Consider the following 16810-nt stretch of genomic DNA (forward strand, 5'->3'; position numbering starts at 1 on the left):
TGTTGCGTGCGCCAAGCGCCGGTCAGGCCTTGGCTTCCAAAGGTTCGATGGTACCGTCACGGACCACCGCGGCGAACTGCTCGCGCAACTGCCGGACCAACGGGTCGGCATCGATCGATGCCTCGGCCGCCCGCTGGCGCTCGGCACGCCGGCGTGCCGCTGCCTGGGCCGGGGTCTCCTGCTCAGGCTTCTGCAGGGTCACCTCCAGTTTGAGGGTGCGCCCCAGGTGCTGGTTCAGCGCATCGTTCAGCCGCCGCTGCTGGGTGGCGTTGAACAGCGCGCTCTGGCCCGGATCGAGATGCAGATGCCAGTGGTCGCCGTCGGCAGCTACCAGCGTACAGTTGGCAGCGATGCTGGCGGTCAGGCCGCCGAGGCCGAGCCGCGGGAACAGCTCCAGCCACTCCGCGGCCAGGCCGGTGGCCGGCTTCGCCGCCGGCAGCGGCTCCTCCACCACGACCACGTCAGGCTCGGGCGCGGCATCCAGGTAGGCCAGGGTATCCATGTCGACTTCGTAGTAGTCGTCCGCGGGCGGTGGCTCATCGTCCTGCTCGTCCTGCTCGTCAGGTGCTACCGGCAACGCAGCCGGCAGGGCTTCCAGAACGGTTTCCACCACCGCCTCGACCGCCACTGCCGGAGGGGCCGAGGGAGCCTCCACGGCTAGCGGCTCGGGCTCGGGCTCGGGCTCGGGCTCGGGCTCGGGCTCGGGCTCGGGCTCGGGCTCGGGCTCGGGCTCGGGCTCGGGCTCGGGCTCGGGCTCGGGCTCGGGCTCGGCAGCGAGGCTCGGCGCCGGCTCTTCCCAGGGCAAGTCGACGACCTCTGCCGCGGCGGCGGGCTCTTCGACAACCGCTTCCGCGACGCGCGCCTCGACCGCCGCCGGCGGCGCGGATGGCGCTGCCGGCGCTGCCGGCGGGGCAGCCGGGGCTTCGACGGGCGCAGCCACGACAGGCGCGGGAGCAACGGCAGCGACCGGCGCAGGCGAGGCCGCGCCGGCCACGGGGGAGTTGGCGGGATCAGTCGTGGCCTTGCTGATCCCCAGGTCCTTTAGCGGCGTCCTCGGCGCGCCGTCGGCGTCCGCCGGGCGGAACGCGAGCATCCGCAGCAACACCATCTCGAAGCCGCTACGCGGATCGGGCGCCAGCGGCAGGTCGCGACGGCCGATCAGGCCCATCTGGTAATAGAACTGTACGTCTTCCGCCGGCAACGCCTGGGCCAGGGCCAGCACCCGCTCGCGGTCGCCCTGGCCATTGTCGATCGCTTCCGGCAGGGCCTGGGCGATCGCGACGCGGTGCAGCACGTTGAGTATTTCGGCAAGCACGCCGCCCCAGTCCGGCCCCTGCTCGGCCAGGTGGCGCACCGCTTCGAGCAGGGCGCGCGCATCGCCCTCCAGCAAGGCCTGGAGCACGCCATAGACCTGGCCGTGATCGAGGGTACCGAGCATCGCCCGCACGTCTGCGGCCAGCACCTTGCCCTCGCCGAAGGCGATGGCCTGGTCGGTCAGGCTCATGGCGTCACGCATCGAGCCGTCGGCGGCGCGCCCGAGCAACCACAGGGCGTCATCCTCGAAGGGCACGTTCTCGGCTCCGAGCACGTGGGTCAGGTGCTCGACCACCCGCTCCGGCGGCATGTTCTTCAGGGAGAACTGCAGACAGCGCGAGAGGATGGTCACCGGCAACTTCTGCGGGTCGGTGGTGGCCAGCAGGAACTTGACGTGCGGCGGCGGCTCCTCGAGGGTCTTGAGCAGCGCATTGAAACTGTGCGACGAGAGCATGTGCACTTCGTCGATCAGGTAGACCTTGTAGCGGCCGCGGGTCGGCGAGTACTGCACGTTGTCGAGCAGCTCGCGGGTATCCTCGACCTTGGTCCGGCTCGCGGCGTCCACTTCGATCAGGTCGACGAAGCGGCCTTCGTCGATTTCGCGACAGACCGAGCATTCGCCGCACGGCGTGGAGCTGACCCCGGTCTCGCAGTTCAGGCACTTGGCCAGGATCCGCGCGATGGTGGTCTTGCCGACCCCGCGGGTACCGGTGAACAGGTAGGCATGGTGCAACCGCTGATTGTCCAGGGCGTTGATCAGAGCCTTGAGCACATGGGTCTGGCCGACCATTTCACGGAAGGAACGGGGACGCCATTTACGCGCAAGAACTTGATAACTCATCGAAAACCGTCGCAGAAGGGAAGCACAAGTCGGCCAATGCTAGCGCAATTTACCCCTTCTGCGCTCGCCGACTTGGCAAACTGCGTGCTAAGAATTCCCCTGGCCCTTCAGCAGCCCTCGTCGGTGGCAATGACTCTACCTTCCCTGACATCGTTCATGCCTCATTTCGGCGCACCTGCGCTGCTCCTGCTGCAGTTGCTCGCGGCCCTGCCAGCGACGGCCGCGGAGACCGACGCGACGCCATTGCGCTTCTCGGTGATGGAAAGCTGGAGCATGCCGTTGGTCCGCCTGCAACGGGGCCAGCCGATCGACGGCATCGTCTACAACATCACCCGCTCCCTTGCCCGGCAGGTCGGCCGCAAGGCGCTCTACCACCCCTACCCGCGCGGGCGCATCGAGCAGGCGATGAACGCTGGCGAAATCGATGTCCGCTGCTACATCAGCCCCGCCTGGCTCAGCCACGACTTCCCCGGCTATCGCTGGAGCGTCGCGCTGCTGGTGCAACGCGACATCCTGGTCGCCCGCGAAGGCTTCGCGCCGATTCCCGAGGCGCTGCCGGCCCAGCGTATCGGTACCGTCCTCGGCTACAGCTATCCGCGCTTGCAAGCGCTGTTCGACATCGGCCGACTGCGCCGCGACGATGCGCGCACCCAGGACCTGGTGCTGGAAAAGCTGCGCGCCGGCCGCTACCGCTACGCGGTCAGCCATCAACTGTCGCTGCACTGGAGCAACCGCCAGGCGCCGGGGCAGCCGCCACTCCAGGAAGCCGCGCAGCTCGAAGAGACGGCGGTGAGCTGCCTGGTGCGGGACTCCGCGGAGGTTCCGGTGGAAGCGATACTGAAGACGTTCGAGGAAATGAAGCGCAGCGGAGAGATCGAGGAGATACTGCAGCGCTACCGATAAGAGCGGCGGCGGCGTGCGGAAAATGGCGGGCCTGAAATGGAGGCGGCCCCGCCAGCCACACCCCGGCACACGATGTTCCCGCTGTGGCTGCTTCCTTCCGGACCTGACCAGGTTGACGGGTAATCGTTGCGGGGGGACCGACAGGGCCACCATTGCAGCCTACCCTCGGGTAGGCCGCGCCATTCTACCGGCTTGCGCGTAAGTTACAACCACTTCAAGCACTTACGTTTGCAATCCATTTCGCGAAAGCGGTTCATTGCTGCTGGATCAGACCCTCCGGCGGCGGCTGGGTCGATACGCTCAGCTCAGTATCGACATACAGGTCCAGGGTGCCCCAGCCCGGCTTGGTGCTGAACGACGCATACTTCTCCTCACCGCGATGGAAGGAGAAGGCGATCCGGTAATCGCTGCCGCCGAACAGCTTCACCGGAAACTCGCGGACCTGGCCGGGCCGGATCTCCCCGGAGAAGGTTTCCACGCCCTGCTCCTTGTAGCTGTAGGCGATCGGCGCCGAAGCCTGGCCACTGTAATGCAGCAGGATGCGCGGCCGCTCGCTCCAACCCACGTAGGCGCCGAACAGCACCACCAATGCGAGCACGCCCAGCAACCGCTGCTTTCTTGCCTTGTCCATCGTTAACTCCAGTCTTCGGAAATCTTTCGCAGCAGCGCCGCCGCTTCAGCGGGCGACGCCGTGCTCGTCGAACAGTTTCAGCAGGCCGTCTTCGTCGAGCACCTTCACGCCCAGCTCGTTGGCCTTGGCCAGCTTCGAGCCGGCGCCGGGCCCGGCGACCACGCAGTGGGTCTTGGCCGACACCGAGCCGGCCACCTTGGCGCCGAGCCCTTCCAGCTTGTCCTTGGCCACGTCCCGGCTCATCGCCTCCAAGGTGCCGGTCAGCACCCAGGTCTGCCCGGCCAGAGGCAGGCCTTCGACCGCCTTGCGCTCGCTCTGCCAATGCATGCCGAACTCACGCAACTGCGCCTCGATGGCCAGGGCACGCTGCACGTTGGCCGGCTCGTCGAAGAAATCGCGCAGGCTTTTCGCCGCTCGCTCGGGCAGACGCTCCACCTGGCGTAGATCGAGCCAGTCGGCGCGGATGATGCCGTCGAGCGAACCGAAGCGGCTGGCCAGCTTTTCCGCGCCGGTGGCGGCGATGAAGGGAATGTTCAGCTTGTCGATGAAACCGGCCAGCGAGGCACAGGCGGCGAACTCCGCGGCGACCTCGCCCTCTTCCTGCAACTGCACGCCATGTTCGGCATCGCGCAACTGGGCGATCACCTGGCGGTTGTGCTCGTCGGCGAAGAAGTTGTGGATCTCGTAGGCTACCTCGGCGCCGACGTCCGGCAGGTAGGTCAACACTTCCGGGAGCGCCTTGCCGATCCGCTCGAGCGAACCCAGCGAACGCGCCAGCAGCTTGGCGGTTTCCTCGCCGACGTCGGGAATCCCCAGAGCGAAGATGAAGCGCGCCAGCGAAGGCTTGCGGCTATCGGCGATGGCCGCAAGCAGGTTGTTGGTGGACAGCTCGGCGAACCCTTCCAGCTCGAACACCTGTTCATAGGTCAGGGTATAGAGATCCGCCGGCGAGGCGACCAGCCCGCGATCCACCAGTTGCTCGACGATCTTGTCGCCAAGACCGTCGATGTCCATTGCCCGGCGCGATACGAAATGGATGATCGCCTGCTTCAACTGCGCCTGACAGGAGAGGCGGCCGACGCAGCGATAGATGGCGCCCTCGCTGATCGACTCCTTGCCCTTGCTGCGCTTGACCAACTGGGTCCGCTCCACGGCCGAGCCGCAGACCGGGCAATGCTCGGGCACCTCGATAGCCTGCGCATCCGCCGGGCGGCGCTCGAGCACCACCTGCATGACCTGCGGAATCACATCGCCAGCACGGCGGATCACCACCGTATCGCCGATGCGCAGGCCCAGGCGGGCGACTTCATCCATGTTGTGCAGGGTCGCATTGGACACCGTGACGCCGGCCACCTGCACCGGCTTGAGGCGTGCCACCGGGGTCACGGCGCCGGTGCGGCCGACCTGGAACTCGACACCCAGCAGCTCGGTCAGCTCCTCGCGCGCGGGGAACTTGTGGGCGATCGCCCAACGCGGCTCGCGCGCGCGGAAGCCCAGTTCGCGCTGGAAGGCGATGCGGTTGACCTTGAACACCACGCCGTCGATCTCGTAGGCCAGCGCATCGCGTCGGCGACCGATGTCGTCGTAGTAGTCGCGGCAGGCCTGGGCGCCCTTGACCAGGCGCAGCTCGCGACTGATGGGGATACCCCAGCCGCGGAACGCCTCGAGGATGCCCACCTGGGTGTCCGGCAGCGTCCCGCTGACCTGGCCGAAGCCGTAGGCACAGAACTCCAGCGGGCGACTGGCGGTGATCTTCGAATCCAGCTGGCGCAGGCTGCCGGCCGCCGCGTTGCGCGGGTTGGCGAAGGTCTTGCCGCCGGTTTCCACGGCCTTGGCGTTGAGCGCCTCGAAACCGGCCTTGGACATGAACACCTCGCCGCGCACTTCGAGGATCTCCGGCCAGCCTTCGCCGTGCAGCTTCAGCGGTACGTTGCGAATGGTGCGTACGTTGCTGGTGATGTCCTCGCCGGTGCTGCCATCGCCGCGGGTGGCGCCGCGCACCAACTGGCCGCGTTCGTAGAGCAGGCTGACGGCCAGGCCGTCCAGCTTCGGCTCGCAACTGTACTCGACCTCCGCGCCACCGCCGAGCAGGTCGCCGCCAGGCAACAGGTCGGCCAGTCCTTCGCGTACGCGGCGGTCGAAGTCCAGCAGGTCCTGCTCCTCGAAAGCGTTGCCGAGGCTGAGCATGGGGATCTCATGGCGCACTTCGCCGAACGCCGAGGCCGGCGTGCCGCTGACCCGCTGGGTCGGCGAGTCGGGCGTCAGCAGTTGCGGGTACTCGGTCTCCAGCGCCTGCAACTCGCGGAACAGGCGATCGTATTCGGCGTCGGGAATGCTCGGTTCGTCGAGCACGTAGTAACGGTAGTTGTGGGTGTCCAGTTCGGTTCGCAGTTGCGCGATGCGTTCGGCGGCAGCCTGGGTGTCGGTCATGGTGGGAGTCCGTGAAACGAAAAGAGCAGCCTCGGCTGCTCTATAGAGTAGTTCGCCCCCTCCCGTACGAAGAAAGGGGCTGTGGCCGGATCAGCGCTTCTGCATCAGGCTGCGACGCTCATGGTCGATGATGCGCTGGCGGTAGTGCTCGATGGTCTGGGCGGTCAACACGCTGCGCTGCTCGTCCTTCAGCTCGCCGTTCAGCTCGTGGGCCAGCTTGCGCGCGGCGGCAACCATCACGTCGAAGGCCTGCTTCGGATGGCGCGGCCCCGGCAGACCGAGGAAGAAGCTCACGGCGCGGGTGCTGAAGTTGTCGATGTCGTCCAGGTCGAAAGTGCCCGGTTTCACCGCATTGGCCATGGAGAACAGGATCTCGCCATTGCCGGCCATGCTTTCGTGGCGATGGAAGATGTCCATGTCGCCGAAGCGCAGGCCGCTCTCGAGGATGTTCTGCAACAATGCCGGCCCCTTGAAGCCGCTTTCGTCGCGGGCGATGACGTTGATGATCAGCACCTCGTCGACCGGGGCAGGTTCGGCAGCAACCGCAGGGGCTTTCTCCCGCTCTTTCTCCTTGCGGCCCTTCGACTTGCCCTTGCGCGGCTCCACCGTCTCGGCGGCATCGCTCGGGTCCGCCTCCAGGGCCAGCCCCTCGTCGAGGTCCAGATCGCCCTGGCGCGGCTCTTCCTGGCGCTTGCCGCCCTTGCGCTCCTTGGTTTCGCGGGCACTGACGCTGGGCAGGTCCTGTTCGTCGAAGGACGGCTCGCGATGCTCGACCACCCGCGCCGGCCCCAGCAGTTCAGCCGAGTCGCCGTCGTCGTCCGGCAGATTGGCGAAACTGCGGTCGAGCTTGAACTTCAACTTGCCCTTGCCGCCCCGCATCCGCCGCCAACCGTCGAAGAGAATGCCGGCGATCACGATAAGCCCGATAACGATAAGCCATTCGCGCAGACCGATATCCATGTAATTCCGTAGCCCCTAGTGAAAATGGTGAATAAAAAAATGAAAAAAGGACGTCCCGTCCCTTGAAACGTGGAGCCAACCTTGTTCTGACAGAACTTTCCCACGCGATACAAAAAGTGGCCATTAAACTAACATGCCCATGCACAAGTTTACACTGCCTGACACTCAGGCTTCAGCCAATGCGACCGCCTCTTCCACGTCAACTGCAACAAGCCGTGAACAGCCCGGCTCATGCATGGTCACGCCCATCAACTGATCGGCCATTTCCATGGCGATCTTGTTGTGGGTGATATAGATGAACTGCACCTTTTCCGACATCTCCTTCACCAATCGCGCATAACGTCCGACGTTGGCATCGTCCAATGGCGCATCGACTTCGTCGAGCATGCAGAACGGCGCCGGGTTCAACTGGAAGATGGCGAATACCAGCGCCAGCGCGGTCAGCGCCTTTTCCCCGCCGGACAACAAGTGGATGGTGCTGTTCTTCTTGCCCGGCGGGCGCGCCATGATCGCCACACCGGTATCGAGTAAATCTTCGCCGGTAAGTTCCAGATATGCCGTACCGCCGCCGAATACCTTCGGGAACAATGCCTGAAGGCCAGCATTGATCTGGTCGAAGGTTTCCTTGAAGCGATTGCGGGTTTCCCGGTCGATCTTGCGGATGACGTTTTCCAGCGTCTCCAGCGCTTCGGCCAGGTCGTCGTTCTGCGAGTCCAGGTAGCGCTTGCGCTCGGACTGCTGCTGGTACTCCTCGATCGCCGCCAGGTTGATCGGCCCCAGACGCTGGATGCGCGCCGCGAGACTCTCGAGACGCTCCTCCCATTCGCGTTCACTGGCATCCAGGGGCAGGTTGGCCAGTACCGTATGCAGGTCGTAGCCGTCTTCGGCGAGCTGCTCCTGCAAGGCTTTGCGCCGCACCACCAGCCCCTGCCACTCCAGGCGCTGCTGCTCCAGCTGGCCACGCAGCAGTTGCGATTGCTGCTCGGCCTGGCCGCGGCGCTTCTCCACCTCGCGCAGTTCGCGATCGGCGTCTTCCAGGGCCAGCCGCGCCTGCTTGAGTTCGTCCTCGACGGCCATCCGTCGCTCCAGCAACTCCTCGAGCTTCATGCGCAGCTCTTCCAGCGGCGCCGCACCCTCCTCCAGATTGAGGTTGAGCTGTTCGCAACGCTCGTTGAGGCGCGCCGACTGCTGGTCGAGGCGCTCCAGAGCCTGCTGGGTGGAATTGTGCTGCGCCCTCAGCGAGCCGACCCGCACCGCCAGTTGGTGCGCATGGTCCTTGTGGGTACGGGCATCCTGGCGAATCCGGTCGAGCCGTTCGCGCAGGGCGTCACGCTCCGCCAGCAGGGTTTCCCGGCGCTCGGTGTCCAGCGCCATGCTATCCAGCGCTTCCTGCAGGGTCAGGCGCGCCTCGCTCAGTTGCTCCTGTTCCAGCGCGCGCTGCTCGGCCAGTTCCGCCACTTCTTCGTCGAGACGGCGGCGACGCAGTACCAGTTGCTCGACCTTGGCCTGCTGCGCGGACAACTGCGCCTTCAGCTCGCCGTGCCGGCGCCCCTCCTCCTGGACCTGGCGCCGCACCTGCTCGCGCGCGCCTTCCAGCTCGCGCTGCTCGTCGCGGGCCGCAGCCAGACGCTCCTCGCCCTCGGCGACGCGGGTTTCCAGGACCTCGCGCCGTTCCTGCAACGCCTCCAGTTCCTGGGCGCGGGCGAGCATGCCGCCTTGGGCCTCGTCGCTGCGCCGGACCCGCAGGAAGTGCCGGCCGACCCAGTAGCCATCGCGACTGATCAGGCTCTCGCCGTCGTCCAGGGCGCCGCGCTGGGCGAGCGCCTGTTCCAGGGTCTCCACCGGTTTCACCCGGGCCAACCAGGGACTCAGGTCGGCGTCGGCGCGGACCTTGTCCAGCAGCGAACCGGCCGCCGTCGCGGCTCCGCGAGCGGGGCTGAGCAGGCGCAGCTCGCCCTTGCCGAAGCCGGCCAGGGCGAGCCCGTCGAAGCCGTCCAGCAAGACCGCCTGCAGATCCGCGCCGAGCACGGTCTCCACCGCCAGCTCCCAACCCGGCTCGACACGCAAGCCTTCGGCGAGGCGCGGACGTTGTTCCAGGCCCTGCTCGCGCAACCACTCCAAGGCGCCCTGTCCGGGATCGAGAGCGGCCTGCTGCAGGGCCTCCAGCGAAGCGATGCGCCCGTTCAGGCGCTGCAACTCGCCCTGCGCCTGGTGCTGTTCGGCGGCCAGCTGCTGCAATTCCTGGCGCAATTGTTCGAGTCGCTCGGCTTGGCCCTGCTCCTGCAATTGCAGTTCTTCCAGGGCCAGTTCGGCGATCGCCACCTGTTCGTTGAGTTCGAGGATCGCCGCGTCCTCGGGGTCGGCCGCCAACTGGCCACGCTCCTCCTGCAGGCGCCGCTCGCGATCCTGCAGGCGCTCCAGGCTCTGCTCCAGGTGCTGGATGCGCGACTGCTGCACCTCGGCCTGGCGGCGGGGTTCGGCGCTCTGCTGGTTGAAGGCATCCCACTGCTGCTGCCAGGCCTGCATGCCCTGCTCGGCCTGTTCCAGGGCGATGCCCGCTTCTTCCGCGGCGGCCGCGCTGAGTTCCTGTTCCGGTGCGAGCATGGCCATTTCCTCGGCCAGGGTCGCGAGCAAGGTACGGTCGTGCCCGAGGTGCGATTCGGTTTCCTGGCGGGTCCGTTCGGCTTCGCGCAAGTCGTCCTGCAACTGGCGCTGGCGCTGCTGGCCATGCTGGATGCTCTGCTCGACCCGGGCGATGTCGCCGCCGACCGAATAGAAGCGCGCCTGCACCTGGTTGAAGCGTTCGGACAACTCGTGATGGCCGTCGCGCAGCCGTTCGATGCCGGCATCGGCACCACGCTGCTCGGCCACCAGGGCCTCGAAGGCGATCTCCTGGTCGCCGATGACCCGCTCGCGCTGACCGACCTGCTCGTTCAGGTCGCGCCAGCGCACGGCACCCAGCTGGGCCTTGAGCTGGCGCTCCTCGGCCTTGTGTTCCTGGTATTTTTCCGCCGACTGGGCCTGCCGGTGCAGGCGTTCCAGTTGCCGCCCCAGCTCTTCGCGCAGGTCGGTGAGGCGTGCCAGGTTTTCCTGGGTCCGACGGATGCGGCTTTCGGTTTCGCGGCGGCGCTCCTTGTACTTGGAAATACCCGCGGCTTCCTCGATGAAGTTGCGCAGGTCTTCCGGACGCGCCTCGATCAGCTTGGAGATCATGCCCTGTTCGATGATCGAGTAGCTGCGCGGCCCCAGGCCGGTGCCGAGGAAGATGTCGGTGATGTCGCGCCGCCGGCACTTGGTGCCGTTGAGGAAATAGGTGTTCTGCCCATCCCGCGAGACCCGTCGGCGAATGGATATCTCGGCGTACTGGGCGTATTCGCCCACCAGGGTGGTCTCGGCGTTGTCGAAGATCAGCTCGATGCTCGCCTGGCTCACCGGCTTGCGGGTATTCGAGCCGTTGAAGATGACATCGGTCATCGACTCGCCGCGCAGGTTCTTCGCCGAGCTTTCGCCCATCACCCAGCGCACCGCGTCGATGATGTTCGACTTGCCGCAGCCGTTCGGCCCTACCACTGCCGCCATGTTGCTGGGGAAGTTCACCGTGGTCGGATCGACGAAGGACTTGAACCCCGCCAGCTTGATGCTCTTCAGGCGCATGCGTGCGCTCCCGCCAGGGTCGCCATCAGCGTTCGGCGAGCGCGGCCAGCACCAGCTGGCAGTTGTGGCGGCCGTATTCCAGCAGGACCTCGCGGATCCTCGCCTCGTCACGGGCGATCACCGCTTGCAGGAGCTGGGCGAAACTGCCGAGGAACTGGTTCATTTCCGCCTTGCGCCGCTCCAGCGCCAGGTGGTAGGCGCGACTCACCGCCGGCAGCAGGTTTTCGACGGTCTCCTGCAGGTAGGGATTGTTCGCGAAAGGAAAGGCCGCGCGCATGATGTCGAAACTGGCCTCGACGAAGCCGTCGATATCGCTTTGCGCCAGGTTGTTCAGCAGGCGCTGCTGGATGGCCAGGAACGGTGCCAGCTCGGCCTCGCTGCGCCAGCGCCGGGCGACGCTTTCCGCCAGCAGGATGTAGAGCTGCACGATCAGCGCGTAGAGGCTTTCCACATGTTGCGGGGACAGTTCGGACACCTGGGCGCCGCGGCGCGGCAGGATGTTCACCAGGTGGCGGCGTTCGAGAATCAGCAGCGCCTCGCGGACCGAGCCGCGACTGACGTTGAGGGTCTGGGTGACCTTCTGCTCCTGGATACGTTCCCGTTCCTTGAGTTCTCCCCGGATGATGCGTTCCGCGAGGTGGTGGGCGATCTGCTCTGCCAGGCTGTCCGGGGCCTTGAACGTCATGGTGATCCTTTTATCCAGGGGCGCGTTTTCCGGGGGTATATGGATGGGAAGTGTAACACAGGGCGTTACCCCGCCGGCTTCCCGGCGAAGCGGCGGACAGAACGAAGGTTGGGATGGGGCAGGCCGGCCAAGGGAGGACAATTGTCAGACAATCTAACAAGATAAATACGAGGACTTCCCATGTTTGCCTCGCTTTCCTCTGCCTGGATGCTGCGTCTGAAAAAGTACGGCTACTGGATCTGGCTGATCGCGGTGCTCGGCATTCCGCTCAGCTACTGGTGGTCGCTCGGTAGCGACTATCCCAACGCCTGGCCCTGGCTGGTGATCAGCGTGGTGTTCGGGCTGATCCCGATCCTCGATGCCATCGTCGGCCGCGATCCAGCCAACCCCGAGGAAGCCAGCGAAGTGCCGGAGATGGAAGCACAGGGCTACTACCGCGTACTGTCCCTGGCCACCGTCCCGCTGTTGCTGGGCATGCTCGTCTGGTCCGGCTGGATCCTCGCCCACGAGACCCGCTGGGACTGGGTCGGCCAACTGGGCTGGATCCTGTCGGTGGGCACCGTGATGGGCGCCATCGGCATCACCGTCTCCCACGAACTGATCCACAAGGACCCGCAACTGGAACAGAACGCCGGCGGCCTGCTGCTGGCGGCGGTGTGCTATGCCGGCTTCAAGGTCGAACACGTGCGCGGCCACCATGTACACGTCTCGACCCCGGAAGATGCCTCGTCCTCGCGCTACGGCCAGAGCCTCTACTCGTTCCTCCCGCACGCCTACAAGCACAACTTCCTCAACGCCTGGCGCCTGGAGGCCGAGCGCCTGAAGCGCAAGGGCCTGCCGGCCCTGCACTGGCGCAACGAGCTGATCTGGTGGTACGCCATCAGCGCCCTCTTCCTGCTCGGCTTCAGCCTGGCCTTCGGCTGGCTGGGAGCGATCTTCTTCCTCGGCCAGTCGGTGATGGCCTTCACCCTGCTGGAGATCGTCAACTACGTCGAGCACTACGGCCTGCATCGGCGGCGTCTGGACAACGGCCGCTACGAACGCACCACGCCGGAACACTCGTGGAACAGCAATTTCCTCCTGACCAACCTGTTCCTTTTCCACCTGCAGCGCCATTCCGACCACCATGCCTACGCCAAGCGCCGCTACCAGGTGCTGCGCCACTACGACAGCAGCCCGCAACTGCCCAACGGCTACGCCGGGATGATCGTCCTCGCCCTGTTCCCGCCGCTCTGGCGCGCGGTGATGGACCCGAAGGTGCGCGCCTACTATGCCGGCGAGGAATACCAGCTTACCGACACCCAGCGCATCTGAGCGTCCCGCCCCTGGGAAACGGCACCTTCGGGTGCCGTTTTCGTTTATGGGGAAACTGACTGACCTACAGGTCAAAAAATTATTTGACTCAAAAGTCAGTTTTTTCTAGATTCGCCTCCATAGCTCCTACCGTGGAGCCCTGTGCGGAAACCGCCCCACTCCGGCCGGTTCTCCTGCAAGGCCTAGAATTCAATAACAAGAACCCGCCTGGAGGCACGCCTTGATCAGGTTCCTGCTCAACCGGGAGATCCGCGTCGAAGAACGCCTGGACCCCAACCTCACCGTCCTCGACTACCTGCGCCGGCACCTCGGCAAGACCGGCACCAAGGAAGGCTGCGCCTCCGGCGATTGCGGCGCCTGCACCGTGGTGGTCGGCGAACTGGTCACCGGCGAGGATGGTGCCGAACGCATCCGCTATCGCAGCCTGAACTCCTGCCTGACCTTCGTTTCCGCCCTTCACGGCAAGCAATTGATCACCGTCGAGGACCTCAAGCACCAGGACCGTCTGCACGACGTGCAGCAGGCGATGGTCGACTGCCATGGCTCGCAGTGCGGGTTCTGCACGCCGGGCTTCGTCATGTCGCTGTTCGCCCTGCAGAAGAACAGCGCCGGCGCCGATCCGGCCAAGGCCCACGAGGCGCTCGCCGGCAACCTCTGCCGCTGCACCGGCTACCGGCCGATCCTCGACGCCGCCGAGCAGGCCTGCTGCCACAAGCGCGCAGACCAGTTCGACGCCCGGGAAGCCGCCACCATCGAGCAATTGCGCGCCATCGCTCCGCGCGAAACCGCCGAGCTGAACAGCGGTGACCGGCGCTGCCTGCTGCCGCTCACCGTCGCCGACCTGGCCGACCTCTACGGCGCCAATCCGCAGGCACGCCTGCTGGCCGGCGGCACCGACCTGGCGCTGGAGGTCACCCAGTTCCATCGCGAACTGCCGGTGATGATCTATGTCGGCCACATCCGCGAAATGAAACGCATCGAAGTGGGCGTCAACTGCCTGGAAATCGGCGCCGCCACCCCGCTGACCGACTGCTACCAGGCGCTGGCCGCGGACTACCCGGACTTCGGCGAATTGCTGCAGCGTTTCGCGTCCCTGCAGATCCGCAACCAGGGCACTCTCGGCGGCAATATCGGCAACGCCTCGCCGATCGGCGACGCCCCGCCGCTGCTGATCGCCCTCGGCGCGAAGATCGTCCTGCGCCGCGGCGAACGGCGCCGCGAGCTGCCGCTGGAGGAGTACTTCCTCGACTACAAGGTCACCGCCCGCGAAGAAGGCGAGTTCATCGAGAAGATCCTGGTCCCGCGTGCCCGGCCCGGCCAGGCGTTCAAGGCCTACAAGGTCTCCAAGCGCATCGACGACGATATTTCCGCGGTCTGCGCCGCCATCAGCCTCGACCTGGAAGATGGCCGGATCGCCCGCGCCAGGGTCGCCTTCGGCGGCATGGCGGCGATTCCCAAGCGCGCCGCCGCCTGCGAAGCGGCGCTGCAAGGCGCGCGCCTGGAAGCCGCCAGCTTCGAACGCGCCGCGGCCGCCCTGGCGAACGACTTCACCCCGCTCAGCGACTTCCGCGCGAGCAAGGAATATCGCCTGCTGACCGCGCAGAACCTGCTGCGCAAATGCTTCCTGGAGCTGCACGCTCCCGCCGTCGAAACCCGGGTGACCGCCTATGTCTAACCATCGCAAGCCGCACAAGAGCCAGGAAGAGCTGGCCGACCTGTTCCGCGCCGAGTTGACCACCGGGGTCGGCCGCAGCGTCAAGCACGAAAGCGCCCCCAAGCACGTCAGCGGCGAGGCGATCTACATCGACGATCGCCTGGAGTTTCCCAACCAGTTGCACGTCTATGCGCGCCTGAGCGAGCGCGCCCACGCCCGCATCACCCGCCTCGACGTGACGCCCTGCTACCAGTTCCCCGGCGTCGCCATCGCCCTCACCGCCGCCGACGTTCCCGGCCAGCTGGACATCGGCCCGGTGGTGGCCGGCGACCCACTGCTGGCCGATGGCAAGGTGGAGTATGTCGGACAGATGGTCCTGGCGGTCGCCGCCGACAGCCTGGAAACCGCGCGCAAGGCGGCCATGGCGGCGATCGTCGAGTACGAAGACCTGGAACCGGTGCTCGACGTGGTCGAGGCCCTGCGCAAGCGCCATTTCGTCCTCGACAGCCACCAGCACCGCATCGGCGATTCCGCCGCCGCGCTGGCCGGCGCGCCGCATCGCCTGCAAGGCACGCTGCACATCGGCGGCCAGGAGCATTTCTACCTGGAGACGCAGATTTCCTCGGTAATGCCCAGCGAAGACGGCGGCATGATCGTCTATTGCTCGACGCAGAACCCCACCGAAGTGCAGAAGCTGGTGGCCGAGGTCCTCGGGGTTTCCTTCAACCGCATCGTCATCGACATGCGCCGCATGGGCGGCGGCTTCGGCGGCAAGGAAACCCAGGCCGCGGCGCCGGCCTGCCTGTGCGCGGTGGTCGCCTACCACACCGGGCGTCCGGCGAAGATGCGCCTGCCGCGCATGGAGGACATGCAGATCACCGGCAAGCGTCACCCGTTCTACGTCGAATACGACGTCGGCTTCGACGACGATGGCCGCCTGCACGGCATCCAGATCGACCTGGCCGGCAACTGCGGCTACTCGCCGGACCTCTCCGGCTCGATCGTCGACCGCGCCATGTTCCACTCGGACAACGCCTACTTCCTCGGCAACGCCACCATCAACGGCCACCGTTGCAAGACCAACACCGCCTCGAACACCGCCTACCGCGGTTTCGGCGGGCCCCAGGGAATGGTCGCCATCGAGGAGATCATGGACGCCGTGGCCCGCAGCCTGGGCAAGGACCCGCTGGAGGTGCGCAAGCTCAACTACTACGGCAAGGACGAGCGCAACGTCACCCACTACCACCAGACCGTCGAGCACAACCTGCTGGCGGAGATGACTGCCGAGCTGGAAGCGAGCAGCGAGTACGCCCGCCGCCGCGAAGAAATCCGTGCGTTCAATGCCGCCAGCCCGGTCCTGAAGAAAGGCCTGGCGCTGACCCCGGTGAAGTTCGGCATTTCGTTCACCGCGACCTTCCTCAACCAGGCAGGTGCGCTGATCCACATCTATACCGACGGCAGCATCCACCTGAACCATGGCGGCACCGAGATGGGCCAGGGCCTCAACACCAAGGTCGCCCAGGTGGTCGCCGAGGTCTTCCAGGTCGACGTGGAGCGCATCCAGATCACCGCCACCAATACCGACAAGGTGCCCAACACCTCGCCCACCGCCGCCTCCTCGGGCACCGACCTGAACGGCAAGGCCGCGCAGAATGCCGCCGAAACCATCAAGCGGCGCCTGGTGGAGTTCGCCGCGCGGCACTGGAAGGTCAGCGAGGAAGACGTCGAGTTCCGCAACAACCAGGTGCGTATCCGCGAGCTGATCCTGCCGTTCGAGGAACTGGTCCAGCAGGCCTACTTCGGCCAGGTCTCGTTGTCCAGCACCGGCTTCTACCGCACGCCGAAGATCTTCTACGACCGCGAACAGGCCCGTGGCCGGCCCTTCTATTATTTCGCCTACGGCGCCGCCTGCTCGGAGGTGATAGTCGACACCCTCACCGGCGAATACCGCATGCTGCGCACCGACATCCTGCATGACGTCGGCGACTCGCTGAACCCGGCCATCGACATCGGCCAGGTTGAAGGCGGCTTCGTCCAGGGCATGGGCTGGCTGACCATGGAGGAACTGGTCTGGAACGCCAAGGGCAAGCTGATGACCAGCGGCCCGGCCAGCTACAAGATTCCCGCCGTCGCCGACATGCCGCTGGACCTGCGGGTGAAACTGCTGGAGAACCGCAAGAATCCGGAGCAGACCGTGTTCCATTCCAAGGCCGTGGGCGAGCCGCCGTTCATGCTCGGCATCTCGGTCTGGTGCGCGATCAAGGACGCCGTGGCCAGCCTCGCCGACTACCGCGCGCAACCCGCCATCGACGCGCCGGCGACGCCCGAGCGGGTGCTCTGGGGCGTGGAACAGATGCGCCGGTTGAAGACCGCCCAGGCGCAAGCGGCGGACGCCGCGGTCGAGCCGGCCTGAACCGCCGCGAT

Annotated in this window: 10 protein-coding genes and 1 other RNA gene; 4 read left to right on the forward strand and 7 right to left on the reverse strand. The window is 66.2% G+C overall.

Annotated features, from left to right (window positions below):
* Positions 1-22: 22 nt before the first annotated feature.
* Positions 23-2155 (reverse strand): DNA polymerase III subunit gamma/tau, encoded by a 2133-nt coding sequence (dnaX, locus tag VQ067_RS18300; protein ID WP_340080879.1) that lies wholly within the window; start codon positions 2153-2155, stop codon positions 23-25.
* 36 nt (positions 2156-2191) lie between these two features.
* Between dnaX and VQ067_RS18305 the strand changes: the two genes are divergently transcribed.
* Positions 2192-3058: a substrate-binding periplasmic protein gene (locus tag VQ067_RS18305; RefSeq protein WP_074241328.1), complete on the forward strand. Its 867-nt coding sequence runs from the start codon at positions 2192-2194 to the stop codon at positions 3056-3058.
* Positions 3059-3104: 46 nt separating this feature from the next.
* On the opposite strand, the gene ffs is transcribed toward VQ067_RS18305, so the two are convergent.
* The 6 genes from ffs to VQ067_RS18335 all read right to left on the reverse strand — a co-directional run bounded on the left by ffs (position 3105) and on the right by VQ067_RS18335 (position 11418).
* Positions 3105-3201, reverse strand: an RNA gene (gene ffs / locus VQ067_RS18310) — signal recognition particle sRNA small type.
* A gap of 110 nt (positions 3202-3311) precedes the next feature.
* Entirely contained in the window at positions 3312-3689 is a 378-nt protein-coding gene (locus VQ067_RS18315) for a hypothetical protein (protein WP_003083354.1), read from the reverse strand.
* Between the two features lie 45 nt (positions 3690-3734).
* A complete protein-coding gene (gene ligA, locus VQ067_RS18320; protein ID WP_003140219.1) occupies positions 3735-6119 on the reverse strand; it encodes an NAD-dependent DNA ligase LigA in 2385 nt (794 codons plus the stop codon).
* 90 nt (positions 6120-6209) lie between these two features.
* A complete protein-coding gene (gene zipA / locus VQ067_RS18325) occupies positions 6210-7079 on the reverse strand; it encodes a cell division protein ZipA (RefSeq protein ID WP_023092009.1) in 870 nt (289 codons plus the stop codon).
* Positions 7080-7244: 165 nt separating this feature from the next.
* A complete protein-coding gene (smc, locus tag VQ067_RS18330; protein WP_003133020.1) occupies positions 7245-10733 on the reverse strand; it encodes a chromosome segregation protein SMC in 3489 nt (1162 codons plus the stop codon).
* Positions 10734-10758: 25 nt separating this feature from the next.
* Positions 10759-11418 carry a GntR family transcriptional regulator gene (locus tag VQ067_RS18335; RefSeq protein WP_003087224.1) on the reverse strand — a complete coding sequence of 220 codons (660 nt, stop codon included), beginning with the start codon at positions 11416-11418 and terminating at the stop codon, positions 10759-10761.
* Between the two features lie 180 nt (positions 11419-11598).
* On the opposite strand from VQ067_RS18335, the gene alkB2 reads away from it, so the two are divergent.
* The 3 genes from alkB2 to xdhB all read left to right on the forward strand — a co-directional run bounded on the left by alkB2 (position 11599) and on the right by xdhB (position 16799).
* A complete protein-coding gene (alkB2, locus tag VQ067_RS18340) occupies positions 11599-12732 on the forward strand; it encodes an alkane 1-monooxygenase AlkB2 (RefSeq protein WP_003083349.1) in 1134 nt (377 codons plus the stop codon).
* Positions 12733-12952: 220 nt separating this feature from the next.
* Positions 12953-14407: a xanthine dehydrogenase small subunit gene (gene xdhA / locus VQ067_RS18345; protein WP_023875552.1), complete on the forward strand. Its 1455-nt coding sequence runs from the start codon at positions 12953-12955 to the stop codon at positions 14405-14407.
* Positions 14400-16799, forward strand: coding sequence for a xanthine dehydrogenase molybdopterin binding subunit (gene xdhB, locus VQ067_RS18350; RefSeq protein WP_003087217.1), 2400 nt, complete (start codon positions 14400-14402; stop codon positions 16797-16799). The genes xdhA and xdhB overlap by 8 nt, the downstream gene beginning before the upstream one ends.
* Positions 16800-16810 lie beyond the last annotated feature (11 nt).

The organism is Pseudomonas sp. KBN12P06040 (assembly GCF_037574965.1).
In the GTDB taxonomy this organism is placed as follows: domain Bacteria; phylum Pseudomonadota; class Gammaproteobacteria; order Pseudomonadales; family Pseudomonadaceae; genus Pseudomonas; species Pseudomonas aeruginosa.

Excerpts from the sequence above, each read along its gene's own strand:
- smc (WP_003133020.1), bottom strand. The coding sequence starts at position 10,733 with ATGCGCCTGAAGAGCATCAAGCTGGCGGGGTTCAAGTCCTTCGTCGAT.
- zipA (WP_023092009.1), bottom strand. The coding sequence starts at position 7,079 with ATGGATATCGGTCTGCGCGAATGGCTTATCGTTATCGGGCTTATCGTG.
- VQ067_RS18335 (WP_003087224.1), bottom strand. The coding sequence starts at position 11,418 with ATGACGTTCAAGGCCCCGGACAGCCTGGCAGAGCAGATCGCCCACCAC.
- VQ067_RS18315 (WP_003083354.1), bottom strand. The coding sequence starts at position 3,689 with ATGGACAAGGCAAGAAAGCAGCGGTTGCTGGGCGTGCTCGCATTGGTG.
- dnaX (WP_340080879.1), bottom strand. The coding sequence starts at position 2,155 with ATGAGTTATCAAGTTCTTGCGCGTAAATGGCGTCCCCGTTCCTTCCGT.
- VQ067_RS18305 (WP_074241328.1), top strand. The coding sequence starts at position 2,192 with ATGCTAGCGCAATTTACCCCTTCTGCGCTCGCCGACTTGGCAAACTGC.
- alkB2 (WP_003083349.1), top strand. The coding sequence starts at position 11,599 with ATGTTTGCCTCGCTTTCCTCTGCCTGGATGCTGCGTCTGAAAAAGTAC.
- xdhB (WP_003087217.1), top strand. The coding sequence starts at position 14,400 with ATGTCTAACCATCGCAAGCCGCACAAGAGCCAGGAAGAGCTGGCCGAC.
- ligA (WP_003140219.1), bottom strand. The coding sequence starts at position 6,119 with ATGACCGACACCCAGGCTGCCGCCGAACGCATCGCGCAACTGCGAACC.